Here is a 15,996-nt window from a genome sequence, read left to right on the forward strand (position 1 = left end):
GTCATTCCAATAGCCTGGAATCGACTCGGCCGCCATGCGCGGCGTAGGCCTGAGTATCGATTAGATTGAGTATCGATTATCGATTATCGATTATCGCCCGAGCGGCGCCAGCAAGAAGGCTGCCAGGCGGAGTGTTTGATTCCACAGCACTGAGAGCGTCTAGCACAACATCCATGGCGGCGTTGCATTGCCTTGTCGTACATTCGTACTGCCTACGACAATGCGCCTTGCCCTGAACGTTTTGTTAAGTAGGTCGTGGAAAATGATTGTGAAGTTATGAAGAATAGAAGCGGATGCGCTGCAAGGGGGCCCGCCGAGGGCGCCCGTTGCGACGCGGTGCGAGCAGCGGGCAAGCCTCGCCGGCCGCCTTGCGGGGCGCCGGTTATGGAAGTCAGAAATCACAATAATTTATTACGACCTACTTAGACGCTCTTATTGTCATCCCGTAGCGCTGCAAAAGCGATAGCGGCGCTGGCGCGTAAAAAAATAAACGGCAAATCATCAGGGGATGGGAATGAGTATTGCAAATATGAAAATTGGCGCACGGCTCGGGCTTTCATTTGGCGTGTTATCCGTATTGCTGCTGGCCACCGCGACGCTCGGCGTAATGCGGCTTGCCGCGCTGAATACGCAAATGAACGATGTGATTCACGATAAATATCCGAAAACCGTGCTGGCTAACGATGTTATCAAAAATGTCAATATCATTGCGCGCGCTTCGCGCAGCATATTGCTGATGAGCGATCCGGAGCAAATTGAAGGTGAATATGCGGCCATCGAAAAGGCCGGCAAGAATACCCGGGCCAGCCTGGAAAAGCTGGATCAGATGATCGTTTCCGCCAAAGGCCGCGAATTGCTGAAGGCAGTGCTGGACGCGCGCACCGCCTTTAATGTCGGCCGCGACGAGGTATTGCGGCTGGAGCATGAAGGTTCGAAAGAAGAGGCGGTCAAGCTGTTATTGGCATCGGTGCGCGCCTTGCAGCACACTTATCTGGATGCGCTGGAAGAATTGATTGTTTACCAGGACCAGTTAATGGAAGCGTCCGGCGCCGACGTGCGTGCGGAATACAGCAACGCGCGCGACTGGATGTTCGGCTTGAGCGGGCTGGCGGTCTTGCTGTCGGTCGCCATCGCAGTATTGGCCACGCGCAGCATCGTGCGTCCGCTGAAACATGCGGTGATGATCGCCCAGACCGTCGCCGCCGGCGACCTGACGCTGCGCTTCGAATCCCGCTCCACCGATGAAACCGGCATCTTGCTGCAGGCACTGGCGGTGATGAACGCCAGCCTGCTGAATATCGTTAACCAGGTGCGCGCCGGCACCGACACCATCGCCACCGCCTCGACCCAGATTGCGGCCGGCAATCTGGACCTGGCCGCGCGCACCGAGGAGCAAGCCAGTTCGCTGGAAGAAACCGCGTCGGCGATGGAGCAACTGACGTCGACGGTGCAGCAAAACGCCGCCAACGCCGGCCAGGCCAACCAGCTGGCGGTGTCGGCGTCCGATATCGCGCTGCAAGGCGGCCGCGTGGTGGGCCACGTGATCGTCACGATGGAGTCGATCAGCTCGTCGTCGGCGCAAATCGCCGAGATTATCGGCGTGATCGATTCGATCGCCTTCCAGACCAATATCCTGGCGCTCAACGCGGCGGTCGAAGCGGCCCGCGCCGGCGAACAGGGCCGCGGTTTTGCGGTGGTGGCCAGCGAGGTGCGCACGCTGGCGCAGCGCAGCGCCGCGGCGGCCAAGGAAATCAAGGCCTTGATCGACAATTCTGTGCAGCAAGTCGATTCCGGCACCAAGCTGGTGACGCAAGCCGGCAAGACCATGCAGGAAGTGGTGCAGGCGGTCGAGCGCGTCAACCAGATGGTGTCCGACATCACCACCGCCAGCCGGGAGCAGGGCGCCGGCATCGAGCAGATCAGCCAGGCGGTGGTGCAGATGGACCAGGTGACCCAGCAAAACGCGGCGCTGGTCGAAGAGGGCTCGGCGGCGTCGCAGTCCTTGCGCGAAGAAGCCGCCAAGCTGCTGGAAATCGTCAGCGTGTTCAAGATTTCCCAAGCCAGCGCAGAAAGCCGGGAGCCGGCGCGGCTGGCCGCGCCCGGCCGGTTGAAACGCCTGGCGGCGCCCGTGGCCGCGGCCGATCATGTGGATGATTAAGCTGGAGCTTGACCATTTGCAGTGGGGCGTGACAAGAACATGGTGGGCGGGAATTAAGCGTAGCGGCCGGCTATTGCCGGCGCTGTGCGCATCGCTGGCGCTGTTCCTGTTATTGCTGATCTGGGTGTTCAGCGCTACGCGCATGGCCGATGAAAAGCGGCTGGCGCTGGAAAACAGCGCCACCGACATCAATGACGTCGCCACCATCCTGGCCTCCTACCTCGATGGCTCGCTGAACACGGCGATGGTGTATGCCGATATCGGCGCCGCGCTGCTCGATGGCGAACGCCAGGCCGCGGCCACGCTCGATTCACTGTTTATCGGCGACTCGGTGTATCTGCGCGCGGCCGTATTCGACAGCGAACTCGATTTACTGTATTCGTCCTACAAGCGCGACCGCGAACCTGAATTGCAGGGCCTGCTGGAATCGCTGGCCGACAGTCCGCTCCAGCCGGAGTACGCCGCCAGATCGTTGTGGCTGGCTCCCGGCCATGGCCAGGGCCGCCGGCCATCCGACTTGCCGTTGATCTCGCCTTTGCTGAACCGTCAAAAACAGCTGGCCGGTTATTTTGTGCTGGTGCTCGATCTCGCCTATTTTTTAAAACCGTACCAGGAAATCAGCCGCAATACCGGCACCCGCATCGACATACTGGATACCGCGGGCCTGCGGCTGGCCACGCTGGAGCGCGGCACACTGTTGCAACAGGACCTGCCGCTATCGCCGGGCAATCGGCATCGCGGCGGCGATATCTCGGTCGCCAAGGCGATCGCGCACCAGCCGCTGGCTGTACTGGTGAGCCGCCGGCACGGCGATATCATGGCCGAGCTGCAACCGTCGCGGCGGCGTTATCTGTTGCAGGCGCTTGCCGCGTCGGTGATGGTGCTGCTGTTTTCAAGCGGCCTGGCCATTGTCGCGCGGCGCCGCCATCGCCTGTATAAGAAGCTGCACCAGTCGGAAGGCGAGAAGAGCGGGCTGATCAAACAGCTGGAACATGAAAAGATCCGCGCTTGCCGGATGGCTAGCCACGATTATTTGACCGGCATGCCGAACCGGCTGCTGTTTTACGAGATTGCCGCGAATGAATTGATGCACGCCAAACGCAGCCGCGATCATTATGCGCTGCTGTGCATCGATATGGATCAGTTCAAGCTGGTCAATGATACGCTGGGCCACCAGGCCGGCGATGTGCTGCTGCAGGCGGTGGCCGAACGCTTGCGCGGCGCGCTGCCGGCGCACGACACGCTGGCGCGTTTTGGCGGCGATGAATTTGTGATCCTGCTCTCCGCCGTGGCCAGCCGCGAACGCATCGCCGAGATCGCGGCCGGCTTGCTGGCGGCCATCGGCCGGCCCTGCCACGTGCGCGCACACCAGGTGCTGTGCACCGCCAGTATCGGCATCGCGGTGTATCCGCGCGATGGCGACCAGCTCGACCAGTTGCTGTCCTGCGCCGACGCCGCGATGCACAACGCCAAGTCGCTCGGCCGCAACACCTTCAGTTTCCATGATACGTCGCTGAACCTGCTGTCGCTGCGCGGCCTGGAATTGCTGGCCCGTTTCAGGGCGGCGCTCAGGGATGACGAATTCTGTTTCCACTACCAATTGAAAATCGATGCGCAGACGCAGGGCATCACCGGCATGGAAGCGCTGGTGCGCTGGGCGCATCCGGAACATGGCTTGCTATTCCCTAACGATTTTATCGCGCTGGCCGAACAGTCGGATTTGATCGTCGCCCTCGGCAATTGGGCCATAGAGGCCGCCTGCCGCCAATTGGCGCACTGGCGCGGCCAGGGGCTGCCGCTGTTTCCGGTGGCGATTAATGTGTCGGCCAGGCAATTGCGCGACAAATTGTTGTTGGACAGCGTCTTGTGTGCTCTGGAGAAATACGCTATACCGCCAGACTTGCTGGAACTGGAGGTGACGGAAAGTTGCTTCATCGATGACCTGGCCCAGGCCAAGGAAGTGCTGGTGCAGTTGCGCAAGGCAGGATTAAGAATTTCGCTGGATGATTACGGCACCGGTTATTCAGGGCTCAGCCATATCAAGATGTTGCCGATTCACGCCTTGAAAATCGACCGTTCCTTCATCCGCGATATCTTGATCGATACCAGCGACGCGATGATCGTCGCGTCCACCATTTCGCTGGCGTGCGGGCTCGGCTTGACGGTGATTGCCGAAGGGGTGGAAAACGCCGACCAGCTGATGCATTTGCGGCGCCTCGGTTGCCATCAGGTACAGGGTTTTTATCTGCAACGACCGGCCGGCGCCGACATGCTGACGCCGCTGTTGCTCAAAGGCAAAGTCGAACTGGCGTAACACTGGCCTGTACCGGGCCGGCAAACCGCCGGGGCGGCGCCGCTAAAATCGCTTGGGTGCAACGCAAGTTGCTTTGTTAATATTTTTTATGTAAGAATTATGAATAGCACCGCCCCGGCTTATGCTTTTGGCCCGTTTCGAGTGCTGCCGGTGGAAAGGCTGTTGCTGGAAGATGAGCGAGCATTGCGGCTGGGAAGCAGGGCGATGGATTTGCTGCTGATCTTGCTGGAGCGCGCGGGTGAAATCGTCGACAAAAATGAATTGCTGGCCGTGGTCTGGCCCGATTCGGTGGTCGACGACGCCACCTTGCGGGTGCATCTGGCCGCGTTGCGCAAGGTCTTGGGAGACGGCCGCGACGGCCAGCGCTACATTACCACGATACCGGGGCGCGGTTATGGCTTCCTGGCGCCGCTGTCAGTGATCGGCCAGCAATTTTCCCCGCTCAGCGCGCCCGAGCCGCGACATAACTTGCCGGTGCTGCTGACCCGCGTGATCGGCCGCAGCGACACCATCACCGCGATGGCCAACAACCTGCTGCAATTGCGGCTGCTATGCATCGTCGGTCCGGGCGGCATCGGCAAGACCAGCGTGGCGGTGGCGCTGGCCGGGCGGGTGCTGCGGCGCTATGCCGACGGCATCTGTTTCGTCGACCTGGCGCCGCTGGCCGAGGGCCACCTGGTGCCATCGGCGCTGGCCACCGCGCTCGGCATCGCGCTGCCGGCGCATGATCCGATGCCCGGCCTGCTGGCCCATCTGCGCCAGCGGCACATGCTGATCGTGCTGGATAACTGCGAACACGTCATCGACGCGGCGGCGTGGCTGGCCGACGCCTTGCTGAAAGGCGCGCCGCTGGTGCACATCATCGCCACCAGCCGCGAACCGCTGCGCATCGCCAGCGAGCATCTGCAACGCTTGCAGGCGCTGGAATTGCCGCCGGTGAATGTCTTGCCGGATGCCGCCGCGGCGCGTCACTATGCTTCGGTGCAATTGTTTTGCGAGCGCTGCGCCGCCGTGCTGGACAACTTCGTGCTGCGCGACGCCGATGTCGCCATCGTGGCCGATATTTGCCGCAAGCTCGACGGCATTCCGCTGGCGCTGGAACTGGCGGCCGGCCGCATCGACCATTTCGGCCTGCACGAATTGAGCCGCCAGTTGAACGACTGTTTCCGTTTGCTGACGCGCGGCCCGCGCAATGCGCCGGCGCGCCACCAGACGCTGCGCGCCACGCTGGACTGGAGTTATCGCTTGCTGGACGATGAAGAGCGTTCGGTATTGCAAGTACTGAGCGTGTTCAAGAACAGTTTCAGGATGGAATCCGCCGCCGCCGTGGCCGGCCGGGAAGTGTTCGACGCGGTGTCCGACCTAGCCGCCAAGTCGCTGGTCAGCATCGAATTTTCCGACGACACGGTGTATTACCGCTTGCTCGATACGACCCGCGCCTATGCCGCGCAGCAATTGGCGGCCAGCCCGTTGTACGCGGCAGTGTCGCGCCGTTATGCCGAGCACTGCGGCGAACTGGCGCAGACCATCCATGCCGACTGGGAGCGCTTGCCGGCGCCGCTGTGGACTTCCTGCTATGGCCGCCATGTCGACGATGTGCGGGCGGCGATCGACTGGGCGTTTGGCGCGCCGGGCAACGCCGTGCTGGGGATCGGCCTGACCATCGCCGCGCGCACCTTGTTTTACCAACTGTCGCTGATGGACGAATACCGCGCGCGGGTCGAGCTGGCGCTGCGCCACATGGCGCAGCACGCGATCGACGACCGCAGCAGCGAAATGCAGCTGCATACGTCGCTGGCGCACCTGTCGCTGCATACCGGCGGCGCCACGCCGCAAACCGACGCCGCGTTCCAGCGCGCCTACCAGCTGGCGCTCGGGCTGGACGACCCGCGGCGCCAGGCCGAAGCGACCTGCGGCATGTGGATCGCCCACATGGCGCAGGCGGAATTTGAACCCGCCAGCCAATATGCGCGCCAGTTCGGCGAATTGAGCGGGCAAACCGGCGATACCGCGCTGATGCTGGTGCACGCGCGCATGATGTGTTCCAGCGAACACTTGCTGGGACGCCACGAGCAATCGATCGCGCTGGCGCGCCTTGTGCTGGCGCATCCCGACAGCGGCGGCCGGCTGGCCTATAACAGCACCTTGCTGGCCGATCATCAAGTCTGCATGCGCGGCAACTTGAGCCGTTGCCTGTGGATTACCGGCACGCCGGACGACGCGCTGGCGCTCGCTTGCGAAGCGGTGGCGCTGGGTTTCGAGCACAACGGCGTGTCGCTGTGCATGGCGCTGGCGTTCGGCGCGATCCCGGTGGCGCTGTGGTGCGGCCGGCACGTGCTGGCGCGCACCTGGGCCGGCTTGCTGAACCAGCATGCGACGCGGCACGGCCTGGGGTACTGGAGCGTGTGGGGCCTGGCCTATGAATTGCTGCTCGATACGGCCGATCGGCCCGGCATGTTCGATGGCTTATGGGCCGCGCGGCTGCACTGGCCCTTGCAGGCCGACATCATGAGCACCATGCACAGCGGCGTCATCGGTCCGCAGGTGCTGCAGCGGGTGCATGGCGGCCGCTCGCCATGGAGCGCGCCGGAAGTGTTGCGGCGCGATGCGGAACGCCGTTGGCTGCTGCTGGCCGAGGACGACCAGGCCGGCCGCGAGCAAGTCCAGGCCGCGCTGGAACAAGCGTTGCGGCTGGCGCGCGAGCAGGGCGCGCTGGCGTGGGAATTGCGCTGCGCCACCAGCCTGGCGCGCGTGATGGCGCTGCGCCGCCAGCCGCGCCAGGCGCGCGACCTGCTGCAGGCGGTGTACGCCAAGTTCGGCCAGGGCCATACCACCGCCGATTTGATACAGGCCAGCGTGCTGATCGGCCAGTTGAGCTAAGAGCCTATCCCAGTAGATGAATACGCCCCCTGCTGGCGCCCCTCTGGGATAGGTTCTAAAGCTGTGTGATCGGCGCGCTATTCTATTCATACGCGCCCAGCCGGCGCTGTTCATCGGCATTAAAACTGGCGTCGCGCAATTGCTGCAGCGCCGCTTCGTTCTGGCCGTCCGGCTGTCCCATCAATTTGTTTCTTTGCGCCACATAGGCGTCGATGCGGCTGTTCCAGGCCGCTTCCTCGCGGTCGAGGTCGGCCAGCCGCGCCGCCGCTGCCGGCGAGATGGCGCTGGCGCGCAGGCGGTAGATTTCATTATCGCCGGCGCCCTGGGCGCGCAATTGCTGCACCGACTCTTCCAGCCGCGCCACCTTCAGCGGCGCCTCGCGTTCCGCGCGCAACGCGGCCGGCATGCGCTGGTCCAGCGCCGCCAGCTTGTCCCTTTTCCCGGCCTCGCTCAATTGCGTATCCTGGCCGATGGCGAGCCGGGCCAGCGTATCTTCATCGTAGGCGTCGCTGGAACCGAACAGGCCGGCGCTTTCTTCGGCCGTAAAATAATGCAGGCGCAATTGGCGCATCGCTTGCAGCCGGGCGCCCGCCGCCTGCGCCAGATCTGCAGCGTGCGGCAAGCCGGCTTCGATGCCGGCCAGCGCCTGCTTGTAATCCAGGTACTGGGCCAGCAGCCGCCTGGCTTGCAGCGCCGGCCCGGGTTTCAGGCGCCGCTCCAGTTCGCGTTCGATTTCGGCCCGGATCGCGGCCAGGTCTTTTTCGCCGAGGCCGGCCAGGTAATAATCGAACAGATGGCCCAGCTCGGCATCGACCACCAGTTGCTCGCCGCTGGCCACCTTGAGGTCGCCGTCGGGGCGGGTGCCGTCCATCGAACGCACAAACGCAAAAAGGTCGGGTTCGGCCTTCGGCCGCTGCTGTTGCTGCGCCGGCGGCGTGGCCCAACTGAGATAGAGTGCAGCGGCGGCCAGCAGCAGCGCGGCGGCTATCCCGGCTGCGCGTGTATTCATCGGCGTCTCCTTACAGTCCCAGGCCTTGCAGGCGGTTGGCTTGCTGGCGGTACACGGTCACCGGGCTGGTTTCAAACAGGTTGACGATGCCGATGCTGTGATTGACTTCATCCAGGTGGTTCATCGCATAGTCGTCGCGTATCACCCGGCCCAGGTGGCTGGAGCAACTGCCGACCAGGCCGTCGTTCTTGTCGCCGCCGAAGGCCAGCGCGGCCAGCGACAGCGCCGGATCGGCGGGATCGAGCGCATTGGTGTGCGGCTGCGCGCCGCTCCATGAAAAGTAATACACGCCGCGCACCTGGTAAGCGCCTTCGCCGCAGGCCGAAGTGGGCACGCCGTCGGGGTGGCGCCTGTTGAAGGCCAGCGATCCGGCCGTACTCAGCGAGTCGAGCGCGGCCCTGGCGTTTTGCGGCAAGCCGTTGTTGCCCGACAAGAAGTTGACCAGGCCGGCGACGGCGCTGAGCACCGCGCTGCCGGCGTTGGGCGCCGCGCCGATCAGCACGTCGGCCACTTTCGAGCCCTTGTTGACGCCGGCCACGCTGCTGACCGACGCGACCAGGTCGGGCCGTACCGAGGCAACGTAACGGGCGGTCGGCCCGCCGTGGCTGTGGCCGATCAGGTTGACCTTGGCGGCGCCGGTGGCGGCCAGGATTTGCCTGACCTGGGTCAGCAATTGTTCGCCGCGTACTTCGGTGCTGTTGGCGGCCGATACGGTAGTCAGGTAAACCGTGGCGCCGCCGCTGCGCAGCGCCGCCGGCACGCCGTAAAAGTACTCGGCCGTACCGATCTTGTCGAAACCGAGCAAGCCGTGCACCAGCACGATCGGGTATTTGGTCTGGGTGTAGCCGGCCGCCCACGATGAGGCGGGCAGGGCGGCGATGGCGAGCAGTGCGGTGGCGAGGTATTTCCAGAAGCGATTCTTCATTTTGTCTCCATAATGGTTGTTATGAAATGAGATTGCTGTGGATCTGGCATTGCCTGGGCATCCATCACGCTGGCAGTGCCAGATACCGGCGCCGCCGTTTTTTTCCACTCTTTTTGGAAGCCAGCCCCAACGGTGAAAATAAAAAAACGAGCGCTCGGTTTTTTGAATGTAGCACCGCCATTTTAAAAAAGCATGACGCGTCGCAACATATAGGGGGCTGAGCGGCGGCTTATTTCAGGAAGGGGCCGATGCGTTGTTTTCCTGGGCTATAATTGTTCCCGAAATCAATATCTGCAGTCTCTTCACGCCGCATCGGACACTTCCTTGGCCATCCCATTCAACTTCGATTTCGAACAATTCCAGCAAGTGACGCCGCTCAATGGCGAAACCATCTGGGCCTACATTCTCGACCGCAACGCGCAGCGCATCGGCGTCAAGCGCCGCAAGCCGGCGCTGGAAAATCTGGAGCGGATTTTTGTCGCGACGTTCCGGCTGGCCAACGACGTCGGCTTCCGCGCGATGAGCTTGCGCGACCTGTGCCGCGAAACGGGGTTGTCGATGGGCGGCCTGTACGGCTATATCGCCAGCAAGGACCAGCTGGCGGAAATCATCGAGGACGTGGTGCATCACGCGATCCAGGACCTGCCCTCGCTGTTCAGCGACATCGCAGCGCCGCTGGACCGCCTGGAAGCGCTGATACGCGCCTCGATCTACCTGTCGGAAATCCTGCAGCCGTGGTTTTATTTTGTATACATGGATTCGCGCGTGCTGCAAGCCGAGCAGCGCAGCATGGCCAAGCATTCGGAGCTGCGCATGCAGGAATTGATCGCCGCGACGATACAGGAAATCCGGCCGCGGCCGGCCGGCGAGGCGACCCAGCTGGCCGACCATTGCCTGGCGCTGTTCCAGGACTGGTATGTCAAACGCTGGAAGTACCGCGCCGGCAAGGTCAACGTCGACGATTTTGCGACCAGCACCGTGCGCATGGTGCGTACTTGTCTGGGCGGCAAATAATATATTCGGTGCCAGGCCGGATTAGCGCATCGCGCGTAATCCGACAAGCGCAGTTGGCGGCTCTCTGTCGGCTTACGCTGCGCTAAGCCGACCTACAGGGGAATCGCTTAATTGGCGGTAGTGGCGGGCGGCGCATCGGTGGCGGCCGGCGCCGGCGCCGCCGGCGCATCGTCCATATCCAGCGTGCGCACCGCGCCGCTTTCGATGAATTCGTCGTACATCCATTCGCCGTCGACCTGGGTCAGCCCCTGCGGCACTTCGCGTTCGACCTGCGGCCGCTTGTCCAGCGCGGTGCGCATGTAGTCGATCCAGATCGGCACCGCCACGGTGGCGCCGAATTCGCGGCCGCCCAGCGATTTCGGATCGTCGTAACCCATCCACGCCACGCCGACGATGCCGCCGCCGTAGCCGGCGAACCAGCCGTCGACCGCGTCGTTGGTGGTGCCGGTCTTGCCGGCGATGTCGCCGCGGCCGAGGCGGGCGGTGGCCGAACCGGTGCCGGAACGGGCCACTTCGCGCAGCATGCCGTCCATCACGTAGGCGTTGCGGCTGTCCAGCGCGCGGGTCTTTTCATCGCCGGCCACCGGCGGCCTGGTTTCTGACAGCAGCGCGCCCCTGGCGTCGGTGATGCGCGCGATCAGGTACGGTTCGACCTGGTGGCCGCCGTTGGCGAACAGCGCGTAGGCGCCGGCCATCTGCACCGGCGTGACCGAGCCGGTGCCCAGCGCCATGGTCAGGTTGTTCGGCTGCCGGGCCTGGTCGAAGCCGAATTTTTCAATGAATTCATGGGCATACGGGATGGTGATCGAGCGCAGGATGCGGATCGACGGCACGTTCTTCGATTGCGCCAGCGCGTAGCGCATGCTGACCGGCCCCTCGAACTTGCCGTCGTCGTTTTGCGGCGCCCAGTCCTTGCCGCCGGTGACAGGGCCGTTCAATTCCAGCGGCACGTCGTTGATCAGCGTGGCCGGCGAAAAGCCTTTTTCCAGCGCCGCCGAATAGATGAACGGCTTCATCGCCGAACCGGGCTGGCGCCACGCCTGCGTCACGTGATTAAATTTTTGCAAGTTGTAATCGAAGCCGCCGACCAGCGCATGGTAGGCGCCGGTGTTGGCGTCGAGCGCGACGAAGGCCGCCGCCACTTGCGGCACTTGCGAGATGGCCCAGTTCTTCTTGCCGTCCTGGCTGATGCGGATCACCGCGCCGGGACGCAGCTTGATGGCCGGCTTGGCGCTGGCCGACAGCGCTTGCGCGGCGAAGCGCAAGCCGTCGCCGCGAATCTCGATTTCGTCGCCGCTGCCGCTTTCGACGGTGACCCTGTCGGCGCTGACGGCGGTGACCACGGCCGCGATCAAGCGGTCGCTGTTCGGCCGTTTCAGCAAGGCTTCGTCGATCGCATCGTCGCGTTCCTGCGGGTCGGACGGCAAGTCGATGAACGCTTCCGGGCCGCGGTAGCCGTGGCGCTGGTCGTAGGCCAGCACGTTGCGGCGCACCGATTCGTAGGCCGCGTCCTGCTCGGCCTTCAAGATGGTGGTGGTGACGCTGATGCCCCTGGTGTAGGCGTCGTCCTGGTATTTGGCGTAGACCGCCTGGCGCGCCAGTTCGGCCACGTATTCGGCGTGGGTGTCGAATTCCTGGCCGCGGTTATTGATGCGCAGCGGTTCCTTCAGCGCCTTCTGGTATTGCGCGTCGGTGATGTCGCCCACTTCCAGCAGGCGCTTCAGCACCACTTGCTGGCGCTGGTGCGCGCGTTTCGGGTTGACCGCCGGGTTGTGGCGCGCCGGATTTTGCGGCAGGCCGGCCAGCATCGCCATTTCGGCGATCGACAAGTCCTTCAGCGGCTTGCCGAAATAAGTCTGGGCGGCGGCGCCGAAGCCAAACGAGCGCTGGCCCAGGTAAATCTGGTTCATATACAGTTCGAGGATCTGGTCCTTCGACAGCGCGGCCTCGATCTTGTAGGCCAGCATGACTTCATTGAGCTTGCGCGAGGCGACTTTTTCACGGGTCAGGAAGAAATTGCGCGCCACCTGCATGGTGATGGTCGAACCGCCGCCGTGGCCGAAACCGTGGCGCAGGTTGGACAGCGCGGCGCCGAAGGCGCGGATGTAGTCGATGCCGTGGTGTTCGTAGAAACGGGTGTCTTCGATCGCCAGCAATGACTTTTTCATCATGTCCGGGATATCCTTGATCGGGATGAATTCGCGGTGTTCCTCGCCGAATTCGCCGATCAGCACCTGGTCCGCCGTATAAATGCGCAGCGGGATCTTCGGCTGGTAGTCGAGGATCACGTCCAGCGCGGGCAGGCGCGGCTGGAGATACAGGAACAGATAGGCGGCCAGCGCGGCCGCGGCCAGCAGGCCGCACAGGAAGATGGCGATCAGGCCGCGCATGGCGGTGCGGCCCGAGGGCCAAAGGGAACTGGATCGAAAAGCGCTCAAAACGAAGTCTCATGGTTGCGTGCCGGGCACGGTGACGCCGATTATAGACTATCGATCCGGCGGGAATCCTTAAAACCATGGCCGCCGGGGGCATGGCAAGCCATGGCAGGGGTGGACATAAAAGCCCTTTCCATCGATTCCAGCTTGTGCGATAGTTCCGCCTGCGCGAAACCGGGCCGGCCCCGAGCCTGTTCCAGTTTCGATTTCAATAACAAAAAGGAATCTTCAATGTCCAAAGATGCAACTCCTTCGTCCTTCAAGCCGTATATACCGGCCGAGGCGCAGCTGCCCGAGATGACCTTCCGCGCCTTGCTGATGGGCGTCATTCTCGGCATGGTGTTTGGCGCGTCCTCGCTGTACCTGGTATTAAAGGTCGGCTTGACGGTCAGTGCATCGATCCCGGTGGCCGTCATCGCCATCACCTTGTTCGGCCTGGCCAAGAAGGTCGGCGGCAAGGATTCGTCCATCCTGGAAAACAGCATTACCCAAACCGCCGGTTCGGCCGGCGAATCGCTGGCGTTCGGCCTCGGCGTGACGATGCCGGCGATCCTGATCCTCGGCTTCGACCTGGAAATCTCGCGCGTGATGCTGGTCGGTATCCTGGGCGGCCTGCTGGGCATCCTGATGATGATCCCGATGCGCCGCACCATGATCGTCGATCAGCACAAGGAACTCAAGTTCCCTGAAGGCACGGCGTGCGCGGAAGTGCTGAAAGCCGCCGCCACCGCCGAATCGCGGATTGCCGCCGGCGAAAGCGTGGAAGCCGATTCGGCCGCCGCGAAAGACGCCAAGAAGCGCGCCAAGATCATTTTTGGCGGTTTCGCGGTCGGCTTGCTGTATAAAGTATTCAATATTTCGTTGAAGGGCTGGAAAGACACCCCGAACTTCGTATTCGGCGCACCGCTGAAGGCCGGTTCGATCGGCGCCGAGATTTCCCCTGAATTGCTGGGCGTCGGCTACATCATCGGCCCGCGCATCGCCGCCACCATGGCGGCCGGCGGCGTGCTGTCGTATCTGCTGCTGATCCCGATGATCAAATTCTTTGGCGAGCACCTGAACGTGGTGCTGTCGCCGGGCACCCAGTTGATCAAGGACATGGGGCCGGACGATATCCGCAGCGCCTACGTGCTGTACATCGGCGCCGGCGCGGTCGCCACCGGCGGCTTGATCAGCCTGGTGCGCGCGCTGCCGATGATCTGGAACAGCCTGGCGGCCGGATTGGCCGGCATCGGCAAGGGCAGCAAGGCCAATGCCGCCTTGCGCACCGAGCAAGACATTCCACTGAAATGGGTCATCATCGGCTGCCTCGGCATCATCGCCGTGATCACCGCCGCCACGCCGCTGCACATGAATATCCTGGGCGCGCTGCTGATCCTGGTGTTCGGCTTCCTGTTCGCCACCGTCTCGTCGCGCCTGACCGGCGAAATCGGCTCGTCGTCGAACCCGATTTCCGGCATGGCCGTGGCCACCTTGCTGTTCACCTGCCTGATCTTTTTGATCATGGGCTGGACTGGCGGGCGTTATTATGTGACCGCCTTGTCGGTCGGCGCCATCGTCTGTATCGCCGCCAGCAATGCCGGCACCACCTCGCAAGACTTGAAGACCGGCTACCTGGTCGGCGCCACCCCGCGCCTGCAGCAGTATGCGATCCTGGCCGGCGCCTTGTCGTCGGCGCTGATACTTGGCCCGATCCTGCTGAAACTGAACGACGCCAGCACGGTCTACGTGCCGGCCGCGCAAGTGGCGCCAGGCCTGGCCATCGACGCATCGAAGCTGACCGACACCGCGCAACTGCAAGGTCCGCAAGCCGAGACCGACCACAACACCTATAAAGTCTGGCAAAAAACCGACACCGTCGGCGGTCCGGCCGGCAAATACCTGGTGCAGCAAGACGGCAAGCTGGCTTACCTGGTCGATCCGGGCATCAATGGCCATTACAACAAGCGTCCGGATGGTTCGGAAGTCAAGAAATACGATGCGCCGAAGGCCGTGCTGATGTCGTACATCATCAAGGGCATCCTCGACCAGCAACTGCCATGGACGCTGGTGCTGTTCGGCGTGATGATCGCCGTGGTGCTGGAAATGGCCGGCATCCCGTCGCTGGCGTTCTCGGTCGGCGTGTACCTGCCGCTGTCATCGACCTTGCCGATTTTTGTCGGCGGCCTGATCCGCTGGCTGGCCGACCGCCGCAACAACAAGCTGCCGCAGAACGCCGGGCTCAATGAGGAAGAGCGCCAGCTGGCTGGCGACCGCAGCTCGGGCGTGCTGCTGGCGTCCGGCTATATCGCCGGCGGCGCGCTGGCCGGCATCATCATCGCGATCACCGCTGGCGTATTGACCAATTTCGACCAGGTGATGAACGGCTGGGCCGAACATCACAACCCGTTCTACCAGGGGTTCAGCGCCGACGCCTTGTCGATGCTGCCGTATGCGGTGATCATCGTGCTGCTGTACTGGATCGCGCGCGAGAAAAAAGAAGCCTGATTGCGCAAGCTCGGGAAGCTGAACTTCCCTGATGTGTAAACAACGCCAGAATTCGTTCTGGCGTTTTTTTTGCCGTGGACGGGATGTTGCTACCGGCCACGCGGGGCTTCGACCGGGATTTTTGCGCATTCTCCGGGGATTGGCCGGCCTGTATTGCCAGTCGTTCCAGGTTTTCAGGTATACATGATCGCCAGCGAGCCGAGGATCAGGCAGCAGGCGCCGATTTTCTGCAGCGGCAGGCGCAGCGCATGCAGGCGGGCCGCCAGCAGTATCAGCGCAGCGTGGTACAGCAGGCTGAGACACTCGAACAGGCCGCCCAGTATATAAAAGTCGAACAGCTGCGATACCGGTTCCTGGTCCAGCGCGAGCGGGAAAAACGCGGCGAAGAACAGCATTGGCCGGGGATGGCGCAAGGCGGTCAGCAGCGATAGCGCGAAATCGTCCGGCGCCGCTTCTTGCGGCGGCGTATCGGCGGCGCAGGCCGGCGAGTTGAGCAGGCACAGGCCGAGATACAGGATGTACAGGCCGACCGCGACCTTGAGCACTTCCAGCAGCAGCGGCCATTCCAGCGCGATCAGCGTAAACAGCAGGCCCGAGCAAATGATCACGCTGATGTCGCCGACGGCGACGGCCAGCGCGGCACGCCATGCGCGGCGCCGCGAGTGCCTGGCCTGGGTCGCGATCGGTTGCCAGGGGGGGCCGGGCAGCAGGATGATCAGGCTGGCCGCGGCAATCAATACCGCCAGATGCGAAATGTCGTTCATAGTGCTGTTG

At 63.1% G+C, this 15,996-nt stretch carries 10 protein-coding genes; 5 read left to right on the forward strand and 5 right to left on the reverse strand.

Going from position 1 to position 15,996, the window contains the following annotated elements; genetic code table 11:
* The first annotated feature begins 514 nt into the window (after positions 1–514).
* From GJA_RS28505 to GJA_RS10050, 3 genes are all read left to right on the forward strand, one after another.
* On the forward strand, positions 515–2,158 hold the full coding sequence (locus tag GJA_RS28505; RefSeq protein WP_051780594.1) for a methyl-accepting chemotaxis protein: 1,644 nt from the start codon (positions 515–517) through the stop codon (positions 2,156–2,158).
* The gene (locus GJA_RS10045; protein WP_242404503.1) at positions 2,145–4,472 is read left to right on the forward strand and encodes a putative bifunctional diguanylate cyclase/phosphodiesterase; all 2,328 of its coding nucleotides are present in this window, start codon (positions 2,145–2,147) and stop codon (positions 4,470–4,472) included. The genes GJA_RS28505 and GJA_RS10045 overlap by 14 nt, the downstream gene beginning before the upstream one ends.
* A 99-nt stretch (positions 4,473–4,571) precedes the next feature.
* Entirely contained in the window at positions 4,572–7,352 is a 2,781-nt protein-coding gene (locus GJA_RS10050; RefSeq protein ID WP_038491646.1) for an ATP-binding protein, read from the forward strand.
* 82 nt (positions 7,353–7,434) lie between these two features.
* Here GJA_RS10050 and GJA_RS10055 read toward each other — a convergent pair whose 3' ends face one another.
* On the reverse strand, positions 7,435–8,361 hold the full coding sequence (locus tag GJA_RS10055) for a lipase secretion chaperone (protein ID WP_038491648.1): 927 nt from the start codon (positions 8,359–8,361) through the stop codon (positions 7,435–7,437).
* A gap of 10 nt (positions 8,362–8,371) precedes the next feature.
* The gene (locus GJA_RS10060; RefSeq protein ID WP_038491651.1) at positions 8,372–9,286 is read right to left on the reverse strand and encodes an esterase/lipase family protein; all 915 of its coding nucleotides are present in this window, start codon (positions 9,284–9,286) and stop codon (positions 8,372–8,374) included.
* Between the two features lie 324 nt (positions 9,287–9,610).
* Here GJA_RS10060 and GJA_RS10065 point away from each other — a divergent pair, with 324 nt between their 5' ends.
* Positions 9,611–10,300 (forward strand): TetR/AcrR family transcriptional regulator, encoded by a 690-nt coding sequence (locus GJA_RS10065; protein ID WP_038491654.1) that lies wholly within the window; start codon positions 9,611–9,613, stop codon positions 10,298–10,300.
* A gap of 107 nt (positions 10,301–10,407) precedes the next feature.
* On the opposite strand, the gene GJA_RS10070 is transcribed toward GJA_RS10065, so the two are convergent.
* Positions 10,408–12,690, reverse strand: coding sequence for a penicillin-binding protein 1A (locus GJA_RS10070; RefSeq protein ID WP_051780596.1), 2,283 nt, complete (start codon positions 12,688–12,690; stop codon positions 10,408–10,410).
* Positions 12,691–12,779: 89 nt separating this feature from the next.
* Positions 12,780–12,974 (reverse strand): hypothetical protein, encoded by a 195-nt coding sequence (locus tag GJA_RS10075; RefSeq protein ID WP_038491659.1) that lies wholly within the window; start codon positions 12,972–12,974, stop codon positions 12,780–12,782.
* Here GJA_RS10075 and GJA_RS10080 point away from each other — a divergent pair.
* Positions 12,967–15,222 carry an OPT family oligopeptide transporter gene (locus GJA_RS10080; RefSeq protein WP_038491662.1) on the forward strand — a complete coding sequence of 752 codons (2,256 nt, stop codon included), beginning with the start codon at positions 12,967–12,969 and terminating at the stop codon, positions 15,220–15,222. The genes GJA_RS10075 and GJA_RS10080 overlap by 8 nt on opposite strands.
* Before the next feature lie 173 nt (positions 15,223–15,395).
* On the opposite strand, the gene GJA_RS10085 is transcribed toward GJA_RS10080, so the two are convergent.
* Positions 15,396–15,986 (reverse strand): LysE family transporter, encoded by a 591-nt coding sequence (locus GJA_RS10085; protein WP_038491665.1) that lies wholly within the window; start codon positions 15,984–15,986, stop codon positions 15,396–15,398.
* Positions 15,987–15,996 lie beyond the last annotated feature (10 nt).

Origin of the sequence: Janthinobacterium agaricidamnosum NBRC 102515 = DSM 9628, from assembly GCF_000723165.1 — a bacterium.
Taxonomy (GTDB): Bacteria; Pseudomonadota; Gammaproteobacteria; order Burkholderiales; family Burkholderiaceae_D; genus Janthinobacterium; species Janthinobacterium agaricidamnosum.

Excerpts from the sequence above, each read along its gene's own strand:
- GJA_RS28505 (WP_051780594.1), top strand. The coding sequence starts at position 515 with ATGAGTATTGCAAATATGAAAATTGGCGCACGGCTCGGGCTTTCATTT.
- GJA_RS10045 (WP_242404503.1), top strand. The coding sequence starts at position 2,145 with ATGTGGATGATTAAGCTGGAGCTTGACCATTTGCAGTGGGGCGTGACA.
- GJA_RS10050 (WP_038491646.1), top strand. The coding sequence starts at position 4,572 with ATGAATAGCACCGCCCCGGCTTATGCTTTTGGCCCGTTTCGAGTGCTG.
- GJA_RS10055 (WP_038491648.1), bottom strand. The coding sequence starts at position 8,361 with ATGAATACACGCGCAGCCGGGATAGCCGCCGCGCTGCTGCTGGCCGCC.
- GJA_RS10060 (WP_038491651.1), bottom strand. The coding sequence starts at position 9,286 with ATGAAGAATCGCTTCTGGAAATACCTCGCCACCGCACTGCTCGCCATC.
- GJA_RS10070 (WP_051780596.1), bottom strand. The coding sequence starts at position 12,690 with ATGCGCGGCCTGATCGCCATCTTCCTGTGCGGCCTGCTGGCCGCGGCC.
- GJA_RS10080 (WP_038491662.1), top strand. The coding sequence starts at position 12,967 with ATGTCCAAAGATGCAACTCCTTCGTCCTTCAAGCCGTATATACCGGCC.
- GJA_RS10085 (WP_038491665.1), bottom strand. The coding sequence starts at position 15,986 with ATGAACGACATTTCGCATCTGGCGGTATTGATTGCCGCGGCCAGCCTG.